The sequence below is a fragment of the Variovorax sp. J2P1-31 genome, from assembly GCF_030317215.1.
Lineage (GTDB): Bacteria > Pseudomonadota > Gammaproteobacteria > Burkholderiales > Burkholderiaceae_C > Variovorax.
In genome coordinates this window covers 2,018,603-2,041,068 of record NZ_JASZYA010000001.1, presented here as the reverse complement: position 1 = coordinate 2,041,068, position 22,466 = coordinate 2,018,603, and the positions used below count along the sequence as shown (strand labels likewise).

Below are 22,466 nucleotides of genomic sequence, written 5' to 3'. Positions count from 1 at the left end.
GTTTCTTGCGGTTCCCTGACGCCGGCCGATGTCAGTTAACAGTGTGGTGACAATCCACCACTTTCTCACATAATTTGTTACTTTAAGCACTACCGGCGTCGATTTCATTCTTTCGTTTGCGGGCGCCAGCGGGGGCGCACGGTAGCATCCGGCCCCATCCGCGTTCCTCGCCCGTCCCCCGATGGGCGGCCCGGTGAGGCCCGGATCCAGACGCCTTCCTTCGTGGGGGATACATGCAATCGTACGGAAGACACTTATGGATTTGAGGGAGCGGGAGGCCGTCCTCGTCGACGAGGCCTCGGCCGCCATCGAGGCTGCGATGCAGGGCTTCGGCGGCGCCTTCGGCAGCGTGCCGTTCTGCCGGTCGACCGACTTCGGCATGCTGTCGGCGGAAGACCAGCTCGACGTGCGCCAGACGGAAATGGCGCACTACCGGGAACGGCCCGAACTGTCGGCCGTGCATTTCTGTCTGACCTCGGCGCAGGCGCTGCTGGAGATCAGCCGCACCCTGCTGCGCCAGTCGGCGGCGCTGTCGCCGCAGGAGCAGGAGCGCAGCTGGAAGCAGCTGGCCGAGGACGCCAAGCTGGCCGGCCGCGCGGCCTACCGCGCCGTGCTGATCCTGTCGGATCCGACCGTGGCCCGCCTGGCGGCCACCGAGCGGACCCAAGCGGGCTCCCTGTGATCGATCGCCTGCGGCAGCTCTGGCGCGGCCGCGCGGCCGAGGTGCGCCGGCCGAGCACGGCGATCGCGCCGCCGACCTTCCCGGCAGCGGCGCCACCGCCACCGCCGGCCCCCGTGCGGCCGCCCCCCGCCGCCCCGATCGCGCCGCGCGAATGGCCACGCCGGGCGCCCGAAGCCGATCCGCAGCTCGCCCAGCAGATCCAGCGCCGCGAGCAGGTGCTGGGCCAGTCGATCTACTTCAAGCACTGGCAGGCGATCAAGGCCGAGGGCATCACCGCCTCGCAGTTCATGGAGTTCCTGCAGCCCTTCGCCGATCTCGACGGCATCAGCGTGTCCTACATCTACAGCGATCCCGAGGGCAACGAGCGCATCTACAACCACCGCAAGGACGATTCCTTCGAGAACCCGCTGTCGGTGGCGATCAAGGAAAAGAAGATCTCCAAGGACCAGGCGCTCGACCTCGCGCTCAACGAGGAAGGCCGGGTCTGGATCGAGAGCAACTTCATGGACCTGAAGTAGCGCTTCGCGGGCGCGGGCGGCGCGGCAAAGGGCATGGGCCCACGCGGGTGCGGGGGTGGTCCCAAACCTATAATCGAATGGCCAATCAAATCAAGCAGTTAGCGGGAGCACTGTTCCGCTGCGCCAGCCTTTTCATCCCATGAGCCAGCCCACCTTCACGGTCGCGGACATCCGCAAGACCTTCCTCGATTTCTTCGCCTCGAAGGGCCACACCATCGTGCCGTCCAGCCCGCTGGTGCCGGGCAACGACCCGACCCTGATGTTCACCAACTCGGGCATGGTGCAGTTCAAGGACGTGTTCCTCGGCGAGGACAAGCGCCCCTACCAGCGCGCGACCTCGGTGCAGGCCTGCCTGCGCGCCGGCGGCAAGCACAACGACCTGGAGAACGTGGGCTACACCGCGCGCCACCACACCTTCTTCGAGATGCTGGGCAACTGGAGCTTCGGCGACTACTTCAAGCGCGAATCCCTCCAATGGGCCTTCGAGCTGCTGACCCAGGTCTACAAGCTGCCGGCCGAGAAGCTCTGGGCCACGGTCTACATCGAGGACGACGAGGCCTACGACATCTGGACCAAGGAGATCGGCCTGCCGCCCGAGCGCGTGGTGCGCATCGGCGACAACAAGGGCGGCCGCTACATGTCCGACAACTTCTGGATGATGGCGGACACCGGCCCCTGCGGCCCGTGCTCCGAGATCTTCTACGACCACGGCCCCGAGATCGCGGGCGGCCCGCCCGGCTCGCCGGACGAAGACGGCGACCGCTACATCGAGATCTGGAACAACGTGTTCATGCAGTTCGACATGCAGCCCGACGGCTCGGTCAGGAAACTGCCCGCGCCCTGCGTCGACACCGGCATGGGCCTGGAGCGGCTGGCCGCGATCCTGCAGCACGTGCACAGCAACTACGAGATCGACCTGTTCGACAAGCTGGTGAAGGCGGCCGCGCGCGAGACGCACACCACCGACCTCGACCACAAGAGCCTGCGCGTGATCGCCGACCACATCCGCGCCACCGCCTTCCTGGTGACCGACGGCGTGATCCCCTCGAACGAGGGCCGCGGCTACGTGCAGCGCCGGATCATCCGCCGCGCCATCCGCCACGGCTACCTGCTGGGCCAGAAGAAGCCCTTCTTCCACAAGCTGGTGGCCGACCTGGTGACCATCATGGGCGACGCCTATCCCAAGCTGGTGGCCGAGCAGAAGCACATCACCGACACGCTCAAGGCCGAGGAAGAACGCTTCTTCGAGACATTGGCCAACGGCATGGACATTCTGAACAGCGCAATGTTCCCAAGCGAAAAGGTGGCGATCGCCCGGACGTCTGAACATCCGGCGCATACGGACATCGAACGCGTGATTGGAAGCGCGGAGTCGCCACAGAGCAAAGTGCTCCCTGGCGATGTCGCTTTCAAGCTTCACGATACCTTCGGCTTCCCTCTAGATTTGACAGCCGATGTCTGTCGTGAACAGGGCTGGTCGATCGACGAGGCCGGCTTCAACGCCGCCATGGAAAAGCAGAAGGCCGCGGGCCGCGCGGCCGGCAAGTTCAAGATGGACCGCAACGTCGAGTACGCCGGCGCGGGCAACACCTTCACCGGCTACGAGCATCTCGAGGCGCAGGCCACCGTGCAGGCGCTGTACTTCGAAGGCGCGGCCGTGCCCGAACTCAAGGAAGGCCAGCCGGGCATCGTGGTGCTCGACACCACGCCCTTCTATTCCGAGAGCGGCGGCCAGGTCGGCGACCAGGGCGCGCTGAGCGCCGAGGGCGTGCAGTTCGGCGTCGACGACACGCAGAAGATCAAGGCCGACGTGTTCGGCCACCATGGCACGCAGACGCAGGGCACGCTCAAGGTCGGCGACACGGTCAAGGCCGCGGTCGACGGCGAGCGCCGCCACGCGACCATGCGCAACCACAGCGTGACCCACCTGATGCACAAGGCGCTGCGCGAGGTGCTGGGCACGCACGTGCAGCAGAAGGGCTCGCTGGTCGACGCCGACAAGACGCGCTTCGACTTCGCGCACAACGCCGCGGTCACGCGCGAGCAGATCCTCGAGATCGAGAAGCGCGTGAACGCCGAGATCCTGGCCAATGCCGCGACGCAGGCGCGCGTGATGGACATCGAGTCGGCCCAGAAGACCGGCGCGATGATGCTGTTCGGCGAGAAGTACGGCGAGACCGTGCGCGTGCTCGACATCGGTTCCAGCCGCGAGCTCTGCGGCGGCACGCACGTGAGTCGCACCGGCGACATCGGCCTGTTCAAGATCACCAGCGAGAGCGGCGTGGCCGCGGGCGTGCGCCGCATCGAGGCGATCACTGGCGCCAACGCGCTGGCCTACCTGCAGGCGCTCGAGTCGGCGGTGCAGACCGCGGCCCAGACGCTCAAGTCGACCCCGGCCGAGGTGCAGGCGCGCCTGGCCCAGCTGCTCGACCAGATGAAGGTGCTCGAACGCGAGGTCGGCACGCTCAAGGGCAAGCTGGCGTCGTCGAAGGGCGACGAACTGATCGCCCAGGCGATCGACCTCGGCGGCCTCAAGCTGCTGGTGGCCCAGCTCGACGGCGGCGACGCCAAGACGCTGCGCGACACCATGGACAAGCTCAAGGACAAGCTCAAGAGCGCGGTCATCGTGCTGGCGATCGCCGAGGGCGCCAAGGTGCAGCTGGCGGCGGGCGTGACCGCCGACGCGCTGGCCAAGGTCAAGGCCGGCGAGCTGGTCAACTTCGTGGCCCAGCAGGTGGGCGGCAAGGGCGGCGGCAAGCCCGACATGGCGATGGCCGGCGGCACCGACCCCAGCGGCCTCGCGGCCGCGCTGGCCTCGGTCCAGGGCTGGGTGGCCGAACGGGTCTGAACGGGCGTGGTGACGCGATGGCGCTGAAGCTCCAGCGACGCCTGCGTGCCGCGACCCTGCTTGCTGCGGTGTTGCTGGCCGGCTGCGCCAGCCTGCCGCCACCGCAGCCCGAACGCTTCTCGGCGGCGCGCACCGACGTCGCCGACACCCGGCTGGCGCAGATCGCGCTGGCCAGCGGGCAGGACATGCCCACCGGCTTCTCCGGCTTCCAGCTGATGCCCGAGGGGCCGACCGCCTTCAACGCGCGCCTGGCGCTGGCGCGCGCGGCCCAGAAGACGCTCGACGCCCAGTACTACATCCTGCAGGACGACGCCAGCGGCAAGCAGTTCCTGGGCGCGCTGCTCGACGCCGCGCGGCGCGGCGTACGGGTGCGGCTGCTGGTCGACGACTTCTACACCGCGGGCAAGGACGAGCTGTTCGCCGCGCTGGCCTCGCAGCCCAACTTCGAGCTGCGGCTGTTCAATCCGCTGGCCGTGCGCAGCGGGCCGCTCGGCCTGCGGCTGGCCCTGTCGCTGGGAGATTTCCGCCGCTTCAACCGGCGCATGCACAACAAGCTCTTCGTGGCCGACAACAGCCTGGCCATCACCGGCGGGCGCAACATCGCCGACGAGTACTTCATGCGCAGCGATGTCGCGAACTTCATCGACCTCGACGTGCTGGTCAGCGGGCCGGTGGTGCCCGAGCTGTCCGACACCTTCGACGATTTCTGGAACAGTGCGCAGACCCGTCCGATCGACAACCTGATGCGGGTCCCGGCCGACAGCGAGGTCACGCGCGGCTGGCTGCAGGCCCGCCTGGCCGGGGCCGCGCCCGCGACCACCGAACGCGAGACCGACGTGCTCGGCCATGCGCCCATCGAACGCCAGCTGCACGCCGGCCGCCTCGCGCTGATCCCGGGTGACGGCCGCGCGATCGCCGACACGCCCAAGAAGGTCGCGATGGACGACCCCGAGGCCAGCTTCGCCGACAGCGTGACCCAGCGCACCATCGCCATGCTCAGCGGCGCGCGCTCCGAGGTGGTGATGGTCTCGCCCTATTTCATCCCGGGCGAGGAGGGGATCAAGCTGCTGCAGATGGCGGTCGACAACGACGTGCAGGTGATCGTGCTCACCAACTCGCTCGACGCCACCGACGAATCGCTGGTCTATGCCGGCTATGCCAAGTACCGCTACCGCATGCTCAAGGCGGGCGTGCGCGTGTTCGAGCTGGGCGGCAAGCTCGCGCCGCGCCAGGCCGGGCTGGGCGATTTCCGCAGCTCCTCCGGCCGGCTGCACGCCAAGGTGGCGCTGGTGGACCGGCGACGGATCTTCCTGGGCTCGATGAACCTCGACGGCCGCTCGGCGCGGCTCAACACCGAGATCGGCATCCTGGTCGACAGCCCGGCGCTGGCCGAGCAGTTCGGCAAGCTCATGACGCTGCGCTCGATGGGCGCCTACGAACTGCGCCTGCGCGGCGACGACGGCGAGAACGTCGAATGGATCGAGCACGATCCCGACGGCAGCCAGAAGCGGATCACCGACGAGCCCGGCGCGAGCTGGCTTGGCAGCCTCAAGGACTGGCTGCTGCTGAAGCTGCTGCCCGAAGACCTGCTGTAGCGCCCGCGCTCAGGCGGCCGGCGCGACCGTGCCGCCGTCGATGCGGTGGCGCGCCAGCGCCTCGGCCACGAAGCCGCTGGCCTTCATCTCCTCGACGAAGGCCGCCAGCGCGGCCTGGGCGTGCGCGCCGCGGCTGGCCGGCAGGCCCATCGCCTGCTGGATCACCATGAAGCGGCCGGGCAGCAGGCGCAGGCCCGCGTCGGCCTGGGCCAGGGTCTGCAGCTGCTTGCGGATGCCGGCCGCGACCTCGACGCGCCCGGCGCGCAGCGCCTCGATCACGGCTTCGGCATTGAACAGTCGCTCGATGTGCGCGGCCTGGAGTTCGCGCGTGAGGAACAGGTCGTAGGCGCTGCCCGAGCCCACGCCCACGCGCAGCCCGGCCCGGTCGACCTCGGCGTTGTCCTGCAGCGCCGCGCCGGCCGGCACCAGGTAGCTGCCTTCGATCAGCACATAGGGCGCGGTGAAACCCAGGCCTTCGCCGCGCGCCGGGTCGATGGCGAAGAAGCCGATGTCGGCACGCTCGCCGCGCACCGCCTCCACCGACTGGGCCGCCTTGTCGAACACCAGGCATTCGAGCGGCAGATCGAGGCGCTGCGCCAGGGCCCGTGCCAGGTCGACCGAGACGCCGGTGGGCTCGCCGCCGGCCGCATCGCGCGCGGCGAGGATCGGGTTGCCCAGGTTGATCGACGCGCGCAGCGTGCCGGTGGGCGCGAAGGCCGCGCGCATCGCGGCGGAGGAGAGAGGCGGACGGTCCATGGCATCGGGCGCCCCGGGGCGCAAAGCTTCGGAAGCCGCCAGTTTATGCGGGCGCGCGCGCCCGGCGCCGGCTCAGGACAGGGGATGGTGCGGCGGCCGGTGGAACAGTTCGCGCAGCACGTCCTTGGCCGCTTCGAGCTGGCTGCGGCGCGCGGCGGTCAGCTGGTGGCCGGCGCGGTTCAGGTAGAAGTTCAGCATCGACATGGCCGAGGGGAAGGCATCGGCCTTGCGCTTCGGGTTGCGCTCGGCCGAGCGCTTGAGCGCACGGCCCACCTCTTCGGGCGTGCCCTGGAACAGACCCTTCTTCAGGTCCGGGGCATGAGGGTGCTCGCCGTTTTCCGGCGGCGATTTGCGGGTGTGGGGCATGGCATGCCTCGCTTTCGGAGTAATACTTTGTACACCTTATTCCCTGCCTGCGCACGCGGTGTCGGCGCCGCCTGCAATCGCCGTAGGAGGCGTCGGACCCGCTCAGGCGTCGTCCGCGTCGTCCGCCGGATCGTCGCTGTCGGTGCCGTCCTCGGCGGCCCAGCTGCCGCCCAGAGAATGGACCTCCGCCGGGTCGAGGCGCCGGCCGCCCGGTCCGATGATGCGGTCGGGCAGGATGTCCGCGCCGTCGGGCGGCAGGTCGCCCTCGGCATCGGCGCGCTCGCCCGTGCCGGCGCTGTCGCTGCCGCCGTCCAGCGGCTCCAGCGTGGTGCCGGTCAGGCTGTCCTCCGGTGGTGCCAGGTCGGCGCGCTGGCCGAGGGTGTCGCTGCCGCTGTCCGAGCTGTCGCTCGGGCCGAGCAGGCGGGTGTCGTCGTCAGGCTGGACGGGATGGGTGCTGGGGGCGCCTGCGGCGCTGCTCGTGGCCATGTCATTTCTCCTGCGGCATGTCGTCAAAAGCCCAGCTTGCGGCCGCGCGGCGGGCGGCGGCTGTGGGCCCGGGCCGACGCCGGCTGTCGGTGCGCGCACCGTGCGCGACCGACGGGCGCATGCTGCCTTTTCCTACCCGCGCCGCACGGCTCGCGCGCGGCAATGGCGGCCTTGCCATTCACAGGAGCATTGCCATGCCTCAAGGCGACAAGTCGTCCTATACGGACAAGCAGAAGCGGAAGGCCGAACACATCGAGGAAGGCTACGAGGACCGCGGCGTGCCGAAGGCGGAGGCCGAGCGCCGCGCCTGGGCCACGGTGAACAAGGCGTCGGGCGGCGGCAAGCAGAGCGGTTCGGGCCGCGGCCAGCCCGAGAACCACGAGTCTTCGCGCAAGGGCGGGCGTGCGGGCGGCGCGGCGGCGGCGGCGCGCCCCGCGGCCGCGCGCTCGGCCTCGGCGAAGAAGGCCGCGGCCACGCGCCAGCGCCACGCGGCGCACGGCTGAGCGCGCGGCCTCAGACCAGGTGGCCGCTGGCCAGCGCGGCCGCGGCCGAGCGGGTTTCCACGCCCAGCTTCTCGAAGATGTGCTCGGCGTGCTTGTTCACCGTGCGCGGGCTCATGCCCAGGATGTCGCCGATGTCGCGGTTGGTCTTGCCCTTGGCCAGCCAGGACAGCACCTCGGTCTCGCGCGGCGTGAGCGCCGCCTCGCTGACCCGGGCCGCGGCCGCCGGGCCCTCGCGGTGCACCGCCAGCAGCAGCATGGTTTCGCCCAGCGTGGCCGAGCCCAGGTTGCGCACCGACAGCCGGGTGCCGGCGGCGGTGCGTACCAGCACGCTGCCGCCCGCCACCAGCGCCGCGTCGAGCACGGCCGGCAGCTGGCCCGGCGAGGCCGGCTCCCCCAGCGCGTGCAGCCACAGCGCGGCCTGCGGCGAGCGCCAGGCCAGCCGGCCGCGGGTGTCGACGAAGACCACGCCCATGCCCGCCACGTCGACCGCGTCGCGCGCCATGCGCGTGATGCGGGCGTTGCGCGCATGGGTGTGCAGCCGCGCCAGCACCTCCTGGGCGCGGATCGGTTTGACCACGTAGTCGACGCCGCCGCAGGCGAAGCCCTCGACCACGTCCTGGGTCTCGGACAGGCCGGTCATGAACAGCACCGGGATGTGGGCCAGCGCCGGGTTGGCCTTGATCCGGCGGCAGGTCTCGAAGCCCGAGAGGCCGGGCATGATGCCGTCGAGCAGGATCGCGTCGGGCACCACCAGCTCCAGCCGCTGCAGCGCCGATTCGCCGTCGGCCGCCACCAGCACGGTGTAGCCGCTGGCCTCCAGCGTGTCGCACAGCATGCCCAGGCTGCTGGGCGCGTCGTCGACCACCAGCACCACCGGGCGGTCGTTCTCAGGCACTGGGTGCATCGGCATCCTCCGCGATCGCGTTCTTGAAATCCTCGAGCTCGAAGCGGGTCAGCATGCCGCGCAGCCGCGTGCGGGCCGCGGCCAGCGCCGGGTCGCCCGCGCCGATCCGGTCGAGGGCCTGCTGCAGCCCGCGCACATGGCCCACCTGCACCAGCCGCATCAGCTCCAGCCGCGCCTCCTCGGGCAGCGCGACCGGCTCGGCCGCCGGCGGCGCTGCATCGTGCGCGGCCGGCGGCGGTGCGTGCTGCAGCCACTGCAGGCCCAGGTGGCGTTCCAGCGTGGCGATCAGCTGCGACTCGATCACCGGCTTGCCGACGAAGGCCTGGCAGCCGGTGGCGCGCAGGCGCTCGGCCTGGTTCTCGAACACGTTGGCCGACACGATCACGATCGGCACCTGCTCGAAGCCGGCAGCCCGGACCCGGGTGGCGGTCTCCCAGCCGTCCATGTCGTCCATGCTGATGTCGAGCAGAATCGCGGCCGGCACGTGCTCGCGCAGGCTGTCCAGGCACTCGGTGCCGCTGGCGGCCTCGCGCACGTCGAAGCCCAGCGGCATCAGCATGCCGGCCAGCATCTGGCGCTGCACCGGCTGGTCGTCGACCACCAGCAGCGTGCGGCGCGGGCCGAAGTAGCCCGAGATCGGGCGCTGCGGCTCGGCCTGCGGACCGGGGTCGGCCACCTCGCGCAGGTAGACCCGCACGCTGAAGGTGCTGCCCTGGGCGGAGGTCGCGCTCAGGCGCAGCTCGCCGCCCATCAGCGAGGTCAGCAGGCCGGTGATGGTCAGGCCCAGCCCGGTGCCCGGCTCGCCGTGGCGGCGGCCGGCCGCGCCGCGCTCGAAGGGCAGGAAGATGCGCTGGTGGTCCTGCGGCGCCACGCCGATGCCGGTGTCGACCACGTCGAAGCGCAGCACCTCGCGCCGGGCATCGACATGCAGGGTCACGGTGCCGGCCTCGGTGAAGCGCACGCCGTTGGTCAGCAGGTTGATCAGGATCTGGCGCAGCCGCTTGGCGTCGGCATGCACCCAGGCCGGCAGCCGCCCGCTGTGCGTGTAGACGAAGGCCAGGCCCTTGCCCTCGGCCTGCGGCCGGACCATGCGCACCACCTCGTCGAGGAAGCCGGGCAGGGCCAGCGGCATGGGTTCCAGCTGCAACCGGCCGGCCTCGATGCGCGCCAGGTCGAGCAGGCCGTCGATCAGCCCCAGCATGTGCTCGCCGCTCTTGTGGATGGTCTGGACCGCGGCGCGCGGCGGGTGGGTGGCGTGGTCGTTCTTCAGCAGGATCTGCGAATAGCCCAGGATGCTGTTGAGCGGCGTGCGCAGCTCGTGCGCCATGCCGGCCACGTAGCGGGTCTTGGCCTGGTTGGCCGCCTCGGCCGCCTCCTTGGCGCTCTGCAGCGCGGCGTCGGTACGGCGGTGCGCCTCGATCTCCAGCGTGAGCAGGTGGTTGTGGCGGTTCGATTCCTCCTGCGCCATCTTGCGACTCTCGCTGCCCAGCACCACCCACCAGGCGGCCACCGCCGCCACCATGGCGAGCAGCGCGAACACCTTGAGGAAGGGCGCGCGCAGGTACAGGTGGGCGGCCTGCGCGTCCAGCAACCCTTCCTGCGCGAACACGATGCCCATCACCGTGGCCAGCAGCGCGACCAGCGAGGCCGCCACCAGCATGTAGTGCGCCACCCGGAAGTTCAGCCGCAGCGCCAGCGCCGGCGGCAGCAGCGCCTTGAGCCACAGGCCGATCTGCTGCGAGGCGCGCGAGTCCTTCTTGCAGCCGTCGTGGCAGCGCGATTCCAGCGTGCAGCACAGCGAGCAGATCGGCGCGCCGTAGGCCGGGCAGTGCGCCATGTCCTCCGACTCGAAGCGGTTGTCGCAGACCGAGCAGCGCACCATCTCGCCGGGCTGCCACTGGCGGATGTCGGTGCGCGCCAGGTAGTAGCGGCCCTTCGTCTTCCAGGCCAGCAAGGGCGACACGAGCAGCGCGGTCAGCAGCGCGATGAAGGGCGCGAAGGCCTCGGCCCAGCGCCCCAGCAGCCCGGCATAGGCCACCATCGCGACCGTGGCCGCGACCAGCATCGACACCAGGCCCACCGGGTTGATGTCGTAGAGGTGGGCGCGCTTGAACTCGATCGACTTGGGGCTCCAGCCCAGCGGCTTGTTGATCACCAGGTCGGCCACCAGCGCGCCGACCCAGGCGATCGCGATGTTGCTGTAGAGGCCCAGCACCTTCTCCAGCGCCGCGAACACGCCCAGCGTCATCAGCAGCAGCGCGATCAGCACGTTGAACACCAGCCACACCACGCGCCCCGGATGGCTGTGGGTGAGCCGGGCGAAGAAGTTCGACCAGGCCAGCGAGCCCGCGTAGGCGTTGGTCAGGTTGATCTTCATCTGCGAGATCACCACGAACAGCGTGGTGATGCCCAGCACCCAGGCCGGGTCGCTGAAGACGTAGGCGAAGCCGGCCAGGTACATGCGGGTCGGCTCGATCGCGTGCAGCGCCGGGATCTCGTGCTGCAGCGCCAGGAAGGCCAGGAAGGCGCCGCCCATCATCTTGAGCATGCCCGGCACGATCCAGCCGGGCCCTGCCACCAGCACCGCGGCCCACCAGCGGCCGCGGTTGGCGGCGGTCTTCTCGGGCAGGAAGCGCAGGTAGTCGACCTGCTCGCCGATCTGCACCACCAGCGCGAAGGCCACGGTGGCGCCGGCGCCGAACATCAGCGGGTCGAAGGTGTTGCTGCCCGAGAGGCGGCCGACCAGGCCGGTGAAGTCGACGAAGGCCTGCGGGTTCTTCCACAGCACCGCCACGAAGGGGCAGACGAACAGCAGCAGCCAGACCGGCTGGGTCCACAGCTGCAGCGCCGAGATCATGGTGACGCCGCGCATCACCAGCGGGATGATGACGATCGACGACACCAGGTAGCACACCGCCAGCGACCAGTCGAAGTACATCTGCAGCGCCAGCGCGAGGATCGCGGCCTCGAGCGCGAAGAAGAGGAAGGTGAAGCTGGCGTAGATCAGCGAGGTGAGGGTGGAGCCCAGGTAGCCGAAGCCGGCGCCGCGGGTGAGCAGGTCCATGTCGACGCCGTACTTGGCGGCGTAGAAGCAGATCGGCAGCCCGGTCAGGAAGGTGATCAGCCCCACCACCAGGATCGCCCACAGCGCGTTCTCGAAGCCGTAGCTCAGCGCGATGGCGCCGCCGATGGCCTCCAGCGCGAGGAAGGAGGTGGCGCCGAAGGCCGCGTTGGCCACGCGGAACTCCGACCACTTGCGGAAGCTGCGCGGCGTGTAGCGCAGCGCGTAGTCCTCCAGCGTCTCGTTGGCGACCCAGGTGTTGTATTCGCGGCGGATGCGAAAGATCTTCTGACCGGTGACGGGCGGCATGTTCCGTTCTTTCGGGAAGGGGGAATGGCCGTCACGTTGCAAGAAGCGCTCCTTGTCCGTCCGGCGATGGAAAACCGGTCGGCCAGTCTCGCCGCTGCGGCCCGCGGCCCGGCTACGTTGATTGACGTATTCGGCCATGCGGCCTGCGTTCCTACAGTCACGGCCATGGTGCTCGGTGTGCCAAGCGCCGCACAGCGTTGGTGCACCGCCGCCCCGTGGCCCGTTCGTCCTTCCACCCTTCCATCCTTGACTGGAGATCCTCAATGGCCCATGACCGCGACCAAGACCCGTCCCTCGATTCGATGCTGCCGCAGCAGCTCGCGCTGCGCCGCCGCCGCCTGCTGCAGGGCGCGGCCGTGCTGCCGGTGATGGGCCTGAGCGGCCTGAGCTTCGGCCAGCAGTTCCCCACCGCCAAGGTCAACACGACCAAGCTCGCGGTGACCGACACCGAGGTCACGGTCGGCCAGCTGCATTCGTCCAGCGGCACCATGGCGATCTCCGAGACCGGCTCGATCCAGGCCGAACAGCTCGCCATCGACCAGATCAACGCCATGGGCGGCATCCTGGGCCGCAAGATCAAGGTGATCAAGGAGGACGGCGCCTCCGACTGGCCCACCTTCGCCGAGAAGTCGAAGAAGCTGCTGGTCAACGACCACTGCGCCGCGGTCTTCGGCTGCTGGACCAGCGCCTCGCGCAAGGCGGTGCTGCCGATCTTCGAGAAGGAGAACGGCCTCCTGTACTACCCGACCTTCTACGAAGGCCTGGAGCAGAGCAAGAACGTGATCTACACCGGCCAGGAAGCCACCCAGCAGATCATCTGGGGCCTGGACTGGGGCGCGAAGGAGAAGAAGGCCAAGACCTTCTTCCTGGTCGGCTCCGACTACATCTGGCCGCGCACCTCGATGAAGATCGCGCGCAAGCACATCGAGACCGTGGGCAAGCTGGGCACGGTGAAGGGCGAGGAGTACTACCCGCTGGGCCACACCAACTTCAACTCGCTGATCAACAAGATCAAGGTCGCCAAGCCGGACTGCATCTTCGCGGCCGTGGTGGGCGGCTCCAACGTGGCCTTCTACAAGCAGCTCAAGGCCGCGGGCATCACCGGCGACAAGCAGTTCCTGCTGACGCTGGCCGTGACCGAGGACGAGATGACCGGCGTGGGCGGCGAGAACTTCGCCGGCTTCTATTCGTCGATGAAGTACTTCCAGTCGCTGGACAACGCGAACAACAAGAAGTTCGTCGAGGCCTTCAAGGCCAAGTACGGCAAGGACGCGGTGATCGGCGACGTGACGCAGGCCGGCTACCTGGGCCCCTGGCTGTGGAAGGCCGCGGTCGAGAAGGCCGGCAGCTTCGACATCGACAAGGTGGTGGCCGCCTCGCCGGGCATCGAGCTCAAGACCGCGCCCGAAGGCTACGTGAAGCTGGACGCCAACCACCATCTGTGGAGCAAGGCGCGCATCGGGCAGGGGCAGCTGGATGGGACCTTCAAGGTGGTGGCGGAATCGGCCGAGCTGATCAAGCCCGATCCGTTCCCCAAGGGCTACCAATAAGCCCACCCCCGAAGCGGCTCACTTCGTGTAGCCGCCTCCCCCTCGAGGGGGCGACACCAGCGGCCCGACAAAGCCGGTTCCGCGGTGTCCCACGACTTGTTCCAGACTCTTACCGGACGCAGTGCCATGAGCATTTCAGACATGTGGAACATCGGCCTGATGCAGGGCTTCGCGGGGCTGAGCCTGTTCGCGGTGCTGCTGCTGATGGGCCTGGGCCTGGCCATCATCTTCGGCCAGATGGGCGTCATCAACATGGCGCACGGCGAGTTCATGACCATCGGGGCCTACACCATCTACATGGCGGCGCGGCTGACCGAAAGCCTCGCGCCCACGTGGATGCCCTATTACTTTCCTTTCGCGATCGGGCTGGCCTTCCTGTTCGCGTTCATCGTCGGCTGGGGCGTGGAGTGGGCGCTGATCCGGCACCTCTACAAGCGGCCGCTCGACACGCTGCTGGCCACCTTCGGCATCAGCCTCGGGCTGCAGCAGATCTTCCGCACCTTCATCGGGCCGAAGGAGGTGAGCCCCACGCTGCCCGAGTGGCTGATGGGATCGTGGTCGCCGGCCGAGGGGCTGGACATCCCGATCAACGGCCTGTTCGTGCTGGCCCTGACGCTCTTCACCACCGCCGCCGTGCTGCTGGCGCTGCACCACAGCCGCTGGGGCCTGCGGGTGCGCGCCACGGTCGCCAACCGCGTGATGGCCAACGCCACCGGCATCGACACCAAGAAGACCGACCGCCTGACCTTCGCCATCGGCTGCGGCATCGCGGGCATGGCGGGCGCCGCCTTCACCACCATCGGCTCGACCGGGCCGACCTCGGGCCAGCTCTACATCGTCGACGCCTTCCTGGTCGTCACCTTCGGCGGCGCGGCCAGCCTGCTGGGCACCGTGGTCTCGGCCTTCGGCATCGCCCAGACGCAGTCGATCGCGGAGTTCTTCATGACCGGCTCGATGGCCAAGGTGCTGACGCTGTCGCTGATCGTGCTGATCCTGATGATGCGGCCGCAGGGCCTGTTCGCCTCCAAGGTCCGCCGTTGAAGGTACGCGTGAACCTGCTGCGCACCTTCAACCTCCTCTTTTTGCTTTGGAGTCATCGATGAACTTCATCAAGGCCTCGATCCTGCGCTACAAGCTCTGGAGCCTCGCGCTGCTGGTGCTGCTGCTGGCCGTGGTGCTGCCCCTCACGCTCGACATCTTCCGCCTCAACCTGGTGGGCAAGTACCTCACCTACGCCTTCGTCGCCGTCGGGCTGGTGATGGTGTGGGGCTACGGCGGCGTGCTGAGCCTGGGGCAGGGCGTGTTCTTCGGCCTTGGCGGCTACGCGATGGCGATGTTCCTCAAGCTCGAGGCCTCGGACCCGATCACCACCAAGATCCAGTCGACGCCCGGCATCCCCGACTTCATGGACTGGAACCAGATCACCGCGTTGCCGCTGATGTGGCTGCCCTTCAAGAGCCTCACGCTCACGCTGATCCTGGTGATCGCGGTGCCGACGCTGCTGGCCTGGATCATCAGCTACGCGATGTTCAAGCGCCGCGTGGGCGGCGTCTACTTCGCGATCATCACGCAGGCGGTGGCGCTGATCGTCACGGTGCTGATCATCGGCCAGCAGGGCTACACCGGCGGCGTCAACGGCATGACCGACCTCAAGACCCTGGCCGGCTGGGACACGCGCACCGACAGCGCCAAGTACATCCTCTACTACGTCTGCGTCGCGCTGCTGGTGGCCAGCATCCTGCTGTGCCGCTGGATCCAGGTGAGCAAGCTGGGCACGCTGCTGCTGGCCATGCGCGACAAGGAAGACCGGGTGCGCTTCTCGGGCTACGACGTGTCGAACTTCAAGGTCTTCACCTTCTGCCTGGCGGCCGCGCTGTCGGGCATCGGCGGCGCACTGTTCTCGCTGCAGGTGGGTTTCATGTCGCCCAGCTTCGTGGGCATCGTGCCCTCGATCGAGATGGTGATCTTCGCCGCGGTGGGCGGGCGCATGAGCCTGGTCGGCGCGGTCTACGGCACGCTGCTGGTGAACGCGGGCAAGACGCTGTTCTCCGAAAGCTTTCCCGACCTCTGGCTGTTCCTGATGGCGGCGCTGTTCATCGGCGTGACCATGGCCTTCCCGATGGGGCTGGCCGGCCTGTGGGAGAGCCACATCGTGCCCTGGTGGAGGGGCCGCCGGCAGGCGCTGCGCGAGGCCGCCGCGCCGGCGCCGGTCGCACCGCCCGCTGCGGCTCGCGCCGACGAGGCCAGCCTGCCCGACGGCGTGAGCAGCCAGCGCATCTGAACAAGGGACGCACGCCATGAGCAACACCGACTTCGCCCTCGCCGTGGAAGACCTCACGGTCTCCTTCGACGGCTTCAAGGCCATCGACAAGCTGACGCTCTACATCGACAGGAACGAACTGCGCGTGATCATCGGGCCCAACGGCGCCGGCAAGACCACGCTGCTCGACCTGATCTGCGGCAAGACCAAGGCCAGCGGCGGCAGCATCAAGTTCAAGAACACCGAACTCACCCGCATGGCCGAGCACAAGCGGGTGCGCCTGGGCATCGGCCGCAAGTTCCAGACGCCCTCGATCTACGAGAACCTCAGCGTGTTCCAGAACCTCGAGGTGTCCTACCCCGCGGGCCGCTCGGTGTTCGGCGCGCTGGCCTTCCAGTGCACCGAGGCGGTGAAGGCCAAGGTGCAGGAAGTCGCGACCGACGTGCGCCTGGCCGACCGGCTCGACACCGAGGCCGGACTGCTGTCGCACGGCCAGAAGCAGTGGCTGGAGATCGGCATGCTGCTGATGCAGGAGCCCGAGCTGCTGATGCTCGACGAGCCCATCGCCGGCATGAGCGCGCGCGAGCGCGAGCTCACGGCCGAACTGCTCCAGCGCATCTGCACCGACCGCGCGGTGATCGTGATCGAGCACGACATGGAGTTCGTCAAGCAGATCGCGCACAAGGTCACCGTGATGCACCAGGGAAAGATCCTGGCCGAAGGGCCGATGGACAAGGTGCAGGCGGATGAGCGCGTCATCGACGTGTATCTGGGGCATTGACCATGAGCGAGTTTGGAAGACGAAGACCAAGACCAAGACCGGACGCAGAGGACGCAGAGGTTTCGCAGAAGACGCCAAAGAAAACATCCAAAAGATCCGGTGCTTCCTTCGCCTTTCTTTTTGGCGTCCTTTGCGAAACCTCTGCGTCCCCTGCGTCCGGAAGTCCGTATTCAGCCGCCTCCAAGGAACCCACGACATGTTGAAAGTCACCGACCTGCACACCGCCTACGGCCAGAGCGAGGCGCTGCACGGCATCTCGTTCGAAGCCAGGCCCAACGAGACGGTCGCGATCATGGGTCGCAACGGCATGGGCAAGACCACGCTGTTCAAGAGCCTGATGGGCGTGCTGCCGATCAGGAGCGGCCGCATCAGCGTCGCGGGCCAGGACGTGTCGCACGACGAGAGCTTCAGGCGCGTGGCCAAGGGCATCGCCTATGTGCCGCAGGGCCGGATGATCTTCCCCACGCTGACGGTGGAAGAGAACATCCAGACCGGCCTGGAGAACGCCAAGGCCAAGCGCATCCCCGAGGAAATCTACGCGCTGTTCCCGGTGCTCTGGGACATGAAGCGGCGCAAGGGCGGCAACCTCTCGGGCGGCCAGCAGCAGCAGCTGGCCATCGCGCGCGCACTGGTCACCGACCCCAAGGTGCTGCTGCTCGACGAGCCCACCGAGGGCATCCAGCCTTCGATCATCAAGGACATCGCCAAGGCGCTCAACGAGATCCGCAGGATGCGCGGCATCACGATCGTCGTGTCGGAGCAGGTGCTGAGCTTCGCCATGGACGTGGCCGACCGGTTGTTCGTGATCGAGGGCGGCCGGCTGGTGCACGAGACCGCGCGCGACAAGACCGACGTCGCGCACATCAAGACCTACCTCTCTGTTTAACCACCACTCCAGGAGCCATTGCAAATGACAGACACGCTGATCAAGGTCGACCTGACGAAGTCGCCCACCGAGAACGAGATGATCCACAACCGCTGGCACCCGGACATCCCGATGGCCTGCTGGGTCAACCCGGGCGACGACTTCATCCTCGAGACCTTCGACTGGACCGGCGGTTTCATCCAGAACAACGACAGCGCCGACGACGTGCGCGACATCGACCTGACGACGGTGCACTACCTCTCGGGCCCGGTGGGCGTGAAGGGCGCCGAGCCGGGCGACCTGCTGGTGGTCGACCTGCTCGACATCGGCGCCAAGCAGGATTCGCTCTGGGGCTTCAACGGTTTCTTCTCGAAGAAGAACGGTGGCGGCTTCCTGACCGACCACTTCCCGCAGGCGCAGAAGTCGATCTGGGACTTCAAGGGCATGTTCACCAGCTCGCGCCACATCCCGGGCGTGAACTTCGCGGGCCTGATCCATCCGGGCCTGATCGGCTGCCTGCCCGACAAGCCCATGCTCGACATGTGGAACGAGCGCGAGCAGAAGCTCATCGACACCGACCCACACCGCGTGCCCGGCCTGGCCAACCCGCCCTCGGCCGGCACCGCCCACATGGGCAAGATGACCGGCGAAGCGCGTGCCAGGGCCGCGGCCGAGGGCGCGCGCACGGTGCCGCCGCGCGAGCATGGCGGCAACTGCGACATCAAGGACTTGTCGCGCGGCTCCAAGGTGTTCTTCCCGGTCTACGTCGACGGCGCGGGCCTCTCGGTGGGCGACCTGCACTTCAGCCAGGGCGACGGCGAGATCACCTTCTGCGGCGCGATCGAGATGGCCGGCTGGGTGCACATGAAGGTCACGCTGATCAAGGGCGGCATGGCCAAGTACGGCATCAAGAACCCGATCTTCAAGCCCAGCGTGATGACGCCCAACTACAAGGACTTCCTGATCTTCGAAGGCATCTCGGTCGACGAGTCGGGCAAGCAGCACTACCTGGACGTCAACGTGGCCTACCGCCAGGCCTGCCTGAACGCCATCGAGTACCTGAAGAAGTTCGGCTACTCGGGCGCGCAGGCCTACTCGATCCTGGGCACGGCGCCGGTGCAGGGCCACATCAGCGGCGTGGTCGACGTGCCCAACTCGTGCGCCACGTTGTGGCTGCCGACCGAGATCTTCGACTTCGACATCAACCCGAACGCCAGCGGGCCGACGAAGTTCATCGACGGCAGCATCGACATGCCGCTGTCGCCGGACCTGCGCTGAAGGCCGCGCCGCGATGCCGACCTACGACTACCGATGCGCCGGCTGCGGCGGCTTCGATGCCATCCGCAGCGTGAGCCAGCGCGATGTGCCGGCGATCTGCCCCGACTGCGGCGCCGATGCACCGCGCGTGATGTCGGGCGCGCCGCGCCTGGCGCTGATGGCCGACGGCACGCGCCGCGCCATCGCGGGCAACGAACGCGCGGCGCACGAGCCGGTGCGCTCGGGCGACTACGCGCGGCTGAAGCATCCCTCGGGCTGCGGCTGCTGCAGCGGCGCCAAGCGGGGCGCCACGGTGACCGCGCCCAACGGCGCGAAGAGCGCGCCGGGGCGCCGGCCCTGGATGATCAGCCACTGAGCGACGGGCGCCCGGGGGCCGCTACTTGCGCACCCGGGCGATCTCCGCGTTCAGTTCCTTGACCGTCTCGGCGCCGACCGCGGCCGCGTACTTCTCGACCACCGGCTTCACCTTCTCGCGCAGCTTCGCCATCTCGGCCGGCGGCAGTTCCGACACCACCATGCCCGCGGCCTTGAGCGCTTCGAGCGCCTTGTCGGCTTCGCCCCTGGACACGCCGCGCTGGAACTGCGTCGCTTCGCGCGCTGCGTCCTCGATGATCCTGCGTTCTTCCGCGCTCATGCCGTCCCAGGTCTTGCGGCCGATCAGCAGCGCCTGCGGGTTGTAGATGTGGCGGGTCTGGGTGATGTACTTCTGCACCTCGGCGAACTTCGAGGCCAGGATGGTGGTGTTGGGGTTCTCCTGGCCGTCGACCGCCTTCTGGTCCAGCGCGGCGTAGAGCTCCGGGAAGGGCAGCGGCGTGGCGTTCGCGCCCAGCGTGCTGAACAGGTCGATGTACAGCGGCGACTGGATCACGCGGATCTTGAGCCCGGCGATGTCCTCGGCCTTCGCGATGGGGCGCTTGCTGTTGGTCAGGTTGCGGAAGCCCAGGTCCCAGTAGCCGAGCCCGTGCAGGTTCTTCTCCTCCAGCCGGGCCAGCAGCTTCCTGCCGAAGGCACCGTCGGTGACCGCGTCGGCTTCCTGTGCGTTGCCGAACAGGAAGGGCAGGTCGTAGGCCGCGAACTCCTTGACCTGCGCGCTGAGGATGCCGGCGTTCAGCACCGTCATCTCGACCGTGCCGCCCTGCAGCGCCGAGACCGTCTGCAGGTCGCCGCCCAGCGCGCCGCCGGGGAAGAGCTTGACCGTGATCTTCCTGCCGGATTTCTCCGCCACCAGGTCGGCGAACTTCTGCGCCCCCTGCGCCTGCGGGTGGCCGGCCTGGTTCTGGAACGCGAACTTGAGCGTGCGCTCCTTGACCTGCGCCTGGGCGCCGAGCATGGCGAGCGCAGCGAGGGCCGCGACGGTGAGCTGTCGAACGAGGGATGCGGTCATGAGGTCTCCTTCTTTTGTGTGTCAACCATGGAACAGCTTGGCCGGCCAGGTCACGAGCCAGGGGAAGAGCACCATCACGAACATGATCGCGAACTCCGCGATCATGAAAGGGACGACGCCCTTGGTCACGTCGTCCATCGAGATCCGCCCGACGCCCGCCACCACGTTGAGCACCGTGCCCACCGGCGGTGTCACCAGCCCGATCGAGTTGTTGATGATGAACATCACGCCGAAGTAGACCGGGTCGATGCCGGCCGCGTTCACCACCGGCATCAGCACCGGCGTGAGGATCAGGATGGTCGGCGTCATGTCCATCGCGGTGCCGACCACCATCACCAGCACCATGATCGCGGCCATCAGCAGGATCTTGTTGCCCATGAAGGGTTCGAGCAGGCCGATGACCTTGGACGGCAGGTCGGCCACGGTGATGAGCCAGGCGCTCACCATCGCCGCGGCGATCAGGAACATCACGATCGCGCTGGTCTTGGCGGCCGCGACGAAGATGCCGTAGAGATCCTGCCAGCTGATCTCGCGGTAGATCACGGCCGACACGAAGAGCGCATACACCGCCGCCACCACCGCGGCCTCGGTCGGCGTGAAGACGCCCATGCGCAGGCCCACGAGGATGATGACCGGCAGCATCAGCGCCCACAGCGCCTTGCGGAAGGCGGTGGCGATCTCGGCCGCCGACTTGCGCGGCGGCGGCACGATCTTCTCGCGCCGCACCAGGTAGGCCCAGGTGAGCCACAGCGCCACGCCGATGAGGATGCCCGGCACGATGGCGGCCAGGAACAGCTTCGAGATCGAGACGTTGGCGGCCACGCCGAAGATCACCAGCCCGATGCTGGGCGGGATCACCGGCCCGATCACGCCGGTGGCCGCGATCAGCCCGCCGGCGCGCGCCTTGTCGTGGCCGGCCTTGACCATCATCGGCAGCAGCAGGGCGGTGAGCGCCGCCGCATCGGCCACCGCCGAACCCGACAGGGCCGACAGCAGGCAGCCCGCCATGATGGTCACGTAGCCCAGGCCGCCCTTGACATGGCCGACCAGCGCGAGCGCGAAGTCGACGATGCGCTTGGACAGGCCGCCGACGTTCATGATCTCGCCGGCCAGCATGAAGAAGGGCACGGCGAGCAGCGGGAAGCTGTCGGCGCCGCCGATCACGTTCTGCGCCAGGATCTGCGCATCGAAAAGGTCCAGGTGCCACATCAGCGCGACGCCGCTGGCCAGCAGCGAGAACGCGATCGGGATGCCGGCCGCCATGGCCAGCAGCAGCGAGCCGACGAAGACGGCGATGGTCATGGCCGGCTCCCGGGCTCGCGCGCCGCGCCGAGGATCTGCTGCAGCTGCACCGCCTCTTCGGATTCCTGCACCATGACCAGGTGCTCGTCGGCGATCCGGCCGGTCAGCAGCCGGTACAGGTCGAGCGCGAGGATGAAGGCCGCGCAGACCGAGAACACGATGCCCGCGGCATAGACGATCGCCATCGAGGCGCCGGTGGTGGGCGCGCTCACGTCCCAGTTGATGCGCGCCTGCGCGAGGCTGCCTTCGAACAGCAGCCAGACGATGTAGAGCATCACCGCATGGCTCAGCGCCAGGCAGGCCTTCTTGCCGGCCGGCGGCAGCTTCTGCACCACCATGTCGACGCCCAGGTGGCCGTGCTCCTTGAGCGCGACCACCGCGCCCAGGAAGGTCATCCAGATGAAGAGCCAGCGCGACACCTCCTCCGACACCGTGATGCCGGAATTGAAGCCGTAGCGCAGCACCACGTTGCCGAACACCAGCACCACCATCACCGCGAGCATGAAGGCGATGAGCGCCTCGATGCCGCGGCAGATGCCGTCGAGCCAGCGGTTCATGGCCGGCTCGCGCCGTGCTCGGGCGCGCTCTCGCGCAGGCTCTCGACCAGCGCGCGCAGTGCCGCGAGATAGGAGTGCGGGCCGAAGCCCTGCACCGTGGCCTTCACGGCCGGCGAGATGATCGAGTGCGCGCGCCAGGCCTCGCGGGCCGCGATGTTCGACATGTGCACCTCGATCACCGGGAAAGGCATGGCCTTGATCGCGTCGTGCAGCGGCACGCCGTGCTGCGTCAGGCCGGCGGGGTTGACCAGGGCGCCCTGGGCGCTGTCGATGTGCTCGTGCAGGAAGTCGATCAGCGTGCCTTCGTGGTTCGACTGCACGGTGGCCAGCTCGACCTGCAGCTCGGCGGCCAGCGCCTCGAGGCGGGCATTGATTTCGGGCAGCGTGGTCCTGCCGTAGATGTGGGGTTCGCGGCGGCCGAAGAGGTTGAGGTTCGGGCCGTGGAGGACGAGGATGCGCAT

At 68.4% G+C, this 22,466-nt stretch carries 21 protein-coding genes; 12 read left to right on the top strand and 9 right to left on the bottom strand.

Features of this window, described 5'->3' with window-relative positions; all coding sequences use genetic code 11:
- The first annotated feature begins 256 nt into the window (after nucleotides 1-256).
- The 4 genes from QTI20_RS09475 (at nucleotide 257) to QTI20_RS09460 (ending at nucleotide 5,643) form a co-directional block, all read left to right on the top strand.
- The gene (locus tag QTI20_RS09475) at nucleotides 257-682 is read left to right on the top strand and encodes a hypothetical protein (RefSeq protein WP_286548254.1); all 426 of its coding nucleotides are present in this window, start codon (nucleotides 257-259) and stop codon (nucleotides 680-682) included.
- Nucleotides 679-1,200, top strand: a complete 522-nt coding sequence (locus QTI20_RS09470; protein WP_286548255.1) for a hypothetical protein — start codon at nucleotides 679-681, stop codon at nucleotides 1,198-1,200. Before QTI20_RS09475 ends, QTI20_RS09470 begins: the two co-directional genes overlap by 4 nt.
- Before the next feature lie 139 nt (nucleotides 1,201-1,339).
- Complete coding sequence (alaS, locus tag QTI20_RS09465) at nucleotides 1,340-4,048, top strand: alanine--tRNA ligase (protein ID WP_286548257.1); 2,709 nt, start codon at nucleotides 1,340-1,342, stop codon at nucleotides 4,046-4,048.
- A 17-nt stretch (nucleotides 4,049-4,065) separates the two neighbouring features.
- Nucleotides 4,066-5,643: a phospholipase D-like domain-containing protein gene (locus tag QTI20_RS09460; RefSeq protein ID WP_286548259.1), complete on the top strand. Its 1,578-nt coding sequence runs from the start codon at nucleotides 4,066-4,068 to the stop codon at nucleotides 5,641-5,643.
- Between the two features lie 9 nt (nucleotides 5,644-5,652).
- Here the strand turns inward: QTI20_RS09460 and QTI20_RS09455 are convergent, their stop codons facing one another.
- The 3 genes from QTI20_RS09455 to QTI20_RS09445 form a co-directional block, all read right to left on the bottom strand.
- The gene (locus tag QTI20_RS09455) at nucleotides 5,653-6,399 is read right to left on the bottom strand and encodes a transporter substrate-binding domain-containing protein (protein WP_286548261.1); all 747 of its coding nucleotides are present in this window, start codon (nucleotides 6,397-6,399) and stop codon (nucleotides 5,653-5,655) included.
- A gap of 72 nt (nucleotides 6,400-6,471) precedes the next feature.
- Nucleotides 6,472-6,765 (bottom strand): DUF3175 domain-containing protein, encoded by a 294-nt coding sequence (locus QTI20_RS09450; RefSeq protein WP_286548262.1) that lies wholly within the window; start codon nucleotides 6,763-6,765, stop codon nucleotides 6,472-6,474.
- A gap of 102 nt (nucleotides 6,766-6,867) precedes the next feature.
- Nucleotides 6,868-7,251 carry a hypothetical protein gene (locus tag QTI20_RS09445; RefSeq protein ID WP_183027006.1) on the bottom strand — a complete coding sequence of 128 codons (384 nt, stop codon included), beginning with the start codon at nucleotides 7,249-7,251 and terminating at the stop codon, nucleotides 6,868-6,870.
- Nucleotides 7,252-7,445: 194 nt separating this feature from the next.
- Between QTI20_RS09445 and QTI20_RS09440 the strand changes: the two genes are divergently transcribed.
- A complete protein-coding gene (locus QTI20_RS09440) occupies nucleotides 7,446-7,754 on the top strand; it encodes a plasmid stabilization protein (protein ID WP_286548264.1) in 309 nt (102 codons plus the stop codon).
- 10 nt (nucleotides 7,755-7,764) lie between these two features.
- Here the strand turns inward: QTI20_RS09440 and QTI20_RS09435 are convergent, their stop codons facing one another.
- Both QTI20_RS09435 and QTI20_RS09430 read right to left on the bottom strand, forming a co-directional pair.
- On the bottom strand, nucleotides 7,765-8,664 hold the full coding sequence (locus QTI20_RS09435; RefSeq protein WP_286548265.1) for a response regulator transcription factor: 900 nt from the start codon (nucleotides 8,662-8,664) through the stop codon (nucleotides 7,765-7,767).
- Complete coding sequence (locus QTI20_RS09430; RefSeq protein WP_286548266.1) at nucleotides 8,642-12,028, bottom strand: ATP-binding protein; 3,387 nt, start codon at nucleotides 12,026-12,028, stop codon at nucleotides 8,642-8,644. The genes QTI20_RS09435 and QTI20_RS09430 overlap by 23 nt, the downstream gene beginning before the upstream one ends.
- A gap of 263 nt (nucleotides 12,029-12,291) precedes the next feature.
- On the opposite strand from QTI20_RS09430, the gene urtA reads away from it, so the two are divergent.
- The 7 genes from urtA (at nucleotide 12,292) to QTI20_RS09395 (ending at nucleotide 19,117) form a co-directional block, all read left to right on the top strand.
- Nucleotides 12,292-13,578, top strand: a complete 1,287-nt coding sequence (gene urtA / locus QTI20_RS09425) for an urea ABC transporter substrate-binding protein (protein ID WP_286548267.1) — start codon at nucleotides 12,292-12,294, stop codon at nucleotides 13,576-13,578.
- 126 nt (nucleotides 13,579-13,704) lie between these two features.
- On the top strand, nucleotides 13,705-14,619 hold the full coding sequence (gene urtB, locus QTI20_RS09420) for an urea ABC transporter permease subunit UrtB (protein ID WP_183027010.1): 915 nt from the start codon (nucleotides 13,705-13,707) through the stop codon (nucleotides 14,617-14,619).
- A 58-nt stretch (nucleotides 14,620-14,677) separates the two neighbouring features.
- Nucleotides 14,678-15,859 (top strand): urea ABC transporter permease subunit UrtC, encoded by a 1,182-nt coding sequence (gene urtC, locus QTI20_RS09415; RefSeq protein ID WP_286548268.1) that lies wholly within the window; start codon nucleotides 14,678-14,680, stop codon nucleotides 15,857-15,859.
- A 16-nt stretch (nucleotides 15,860-15,875) separates the two neighbouring features.
- Nucleotides 15,876-16,619 (top strand): urea ABC transporter ATP-binding protein UrtD, encoded by a 744-nt coding sequence (gene urtD / locus QTI20_RS09410; protein WP_183027012.1) that lies wholly within the window; start codon nucleotides 15,876-15,878, stop codon nucleotides 16,617-16,619.
- A 196-nt stretch (nucleotides 16,620-16,815) separates the two neighbouring features.
- Nucleotides 16,816-17,505 carry an urea ABC transporter ATP-binding subunit UrtE gene (urtE, locus tag QTI20_RS09405; protein WP_286548270.1) on the top strand — a complete coding sequence of 230 codons (690 nt, stop codon included), beginning with the start codon at nucleotides 16,816-16,818 and terminating at the stop codon, nucleotides 17,503-17,505.
- Between the two features lie 24 nt (nucleotides 17,506-17,529).
- Nucleotides 17,530-18,762, top strand: coding sequence for a formamidase (fmdA, locus tag QTI20_RS09400; RefSeq protein WP_286548271.1), 1,233 nt, complete (start codon nucleotides 17,530-17,532; stop codon nucleotides 18,760-18,762).
- Nucleotides 18,763-18,775: 13 nt separating this feature from the next.
- Nucleotides 18,776-19,117: an FmdB family zinc ribbon protein gene (locus QTI20_RS09395; RefSeq protein ID WP_183027015.1), complete on the top strand. Its 342-nt coding sequence runs from the start codon at nucleotides 18,776-18,778 to the stop codon at nucleotides 19,115-19,117.
- A gap of 21 nt (nucleotides 19,118-19,138) precedes the next feature.
- Here QTI20_RS09395 and QTI20_RS09390 read toward each other — a convergent pair whose 3' ends face one another.
- The 4 genes from QTI20_RS09390 to QTI20_RS09375 are packed head-to-tail and all read right to left on the bottom strand — an operon-like array spanning nucleotide 19,139 to nucleotide 22,466.
- Complete coding sequence (locus tag QTI20_RS09390) at nucleotides 19,139-20,146, bottom strand: TRAP transporter substrate-binding protein (RefSeq protein ID WP_286548272.1); 1,008 nt, start codon at nucleotides 20,144-20,146, stop codon at nucleotides 19,139-19,141.
- 21 nt (nucleotides 20,147-20,167) lie between these two features.
- A complete protein-coding gene (locus tag QTI20_RS09385; RefSeq protein WP_286548273.1) occupies nucleotides 20,168-21,448 on the bottom strand; it encodes a TRAP transporter large permease in 1,281 nt (426 codons plus the stop codon).
- A complete protein-coding gene (locus tag QTI20_RS09380) occupies nucleotides 21,445-22,005 on the bottom strand; it encodes a TRAP transporter small permease (protein WP_286548275.1) in 561 nt (186 codons plus the stop codon). Before QTI20_RS09380 ends, QTI20_RS09385 begins: the two co-directional genes overlap by 4 nt.
- Nucleotides 22,002-22,466 (bottom strand): type II 3-dehydroquinate dehydratase, encoded by a 465-nt coding sequence (locus QTI20_RS09375; RefSeq protein ID WP_183027019.1) that lies wholly within the window; start codon nucleotides 22,464-22,466, stop codon nucleotides 22,002-22,004. The genes QTI20_RS09380 and QTI20_RS09375 overlap by 4 nt, the downstream gene beginning before the upstream one ends.

Coding starts and splice junctions, on each gene's coding strand:
- QTI20_RS09450 (WP_286548262.1), bottom strand. CDS start 6,765: ATGCCCCACACCCGCAAATCGCCGCCGGAAAACGGCGAGCACCCTCAT.
- urtC (WP_286548268.1), top strand. CDS start 14,678: ATGAACTTCATCAAGGCCTCGATCCTGCGCTACAAGCTCTGGAGCCTC.
- QTI20_RS09455 (WP_286548261.1), bottom strand. CDS start 6,399: ATGGACCGTCCGCCTCTCTCCTCCGCCGCGATGCGCGCGGCCTTCGCG.
- fmdA (WP_286548271.1), top strand. CDS start 17,530: ATGACAGACACGCTGATCAAGGTCGACCTGACGAAGTCGCCCACCGAG.
- QTI20_RS09375 (WP_183027019.1), bottom strand. CDS start 22,466: ATGCGCATCCTCGTCCTCCACGGCCCGAACCTCAACCTCTTCGGCCGC.
- QTI20_RS09460 (WP_286548259.1), top strand. CDS start 4,066: ATGGCGCTGAAGCTCCAGCGACGCCTGCGTGCCGCGACCCTGCTTGCT.
- urtE (WP_286548270.1), top strand. CDS start 16,816: ATGTTGAAAGTCACCGACCTGCACACCGCCTACGGCCAGAGCGAGGCG.
- QTI20_RS09390 (WP_286548272.1), bottom strand. CDS start 20,146: ATGACCGCATCCCTCGTTCGACAGCTCACCGTCGCGGCCCTCGCTGCG.
- QTI20_RS09445 (WP_183027006.1), bottom strand. CDS start 7,251: ATGGCCACGAGCAGCGCCGCAGGCGCCCCCAGCACCCATCCCGTCCAG.
- QTI20_RS09430 (WP_286548266.1), bottom strand. CDS start 12,028: ATGCCGCCCGTCACCGGTCAGAAGATCTTTCGCATCCGCCGCGAATAC.
- QTI20_RS09475 (WP_286548254.1), top strand. CDS start 257: ATGGATTTGAGGGAGCGGGAGGCCGTCCTCGTCGACGAGGCCTCGGCC.
- QTI20_RS09380 (WP_286548275.1), bottom strand. CDS start 22,005: ATGAACCGCTGGCTCGACGGCATCTGCCGCGGCATCGAGGCGCTCATC.
- urtA (WP_286548267.1), top strand. CDS start 12,292: ATGGCCCATGACCGCGACCAAGACCCGTCCCTCGATTCGATGCTGCCG.
- QTI20_RS09440 (WP_286548264.1), top strand. CDS start 7,446: ATGCCTCAAGGCGACAAGTCGTCCTATACGGACAAGCAGAAGCGGAAG.
- QTI20_RS09395 (WP_183027015.1), top strand. CDS start 18,776: ATGCCGACCTACGACTACCGATGCGCCGGCTGCGGCGGCTTCGATGCC.
- alaS (WP_286548257.1), top strand. CDS start 1,340: ATGAGCCAGCCCACCTTCACGGTCGCGGACATCCGCAAGACCTTCCTC.
- QTI20_RS09385 (WP_286548273.1), bottom strand. CDS start 21,448: ATGACCATCGCCGTCTTCGTCGGCTCGCTGCTGCTGGCCATGGCGGCC.
- urtD (WP_183027012.1), top strand. CDS start 15,876: ATGAGCAACACCGACTTCGCCCTCGCCGTGGAAGACCTCACGGTCTCC.
- urtB (WP_183027010.1), top strand. CDS start 13,705: ATGAGCATTTCAGACATGTGGAACATCGGCCTGATGCAGGGCTTCGCG.
- QTI20_RS09435 (WP_286548265.1), bottom strand. CDS start 8,664: ATGCCGATGCACCCAGTGCCTGAGAACGACCGCCCGGTGGTGCTGGTG.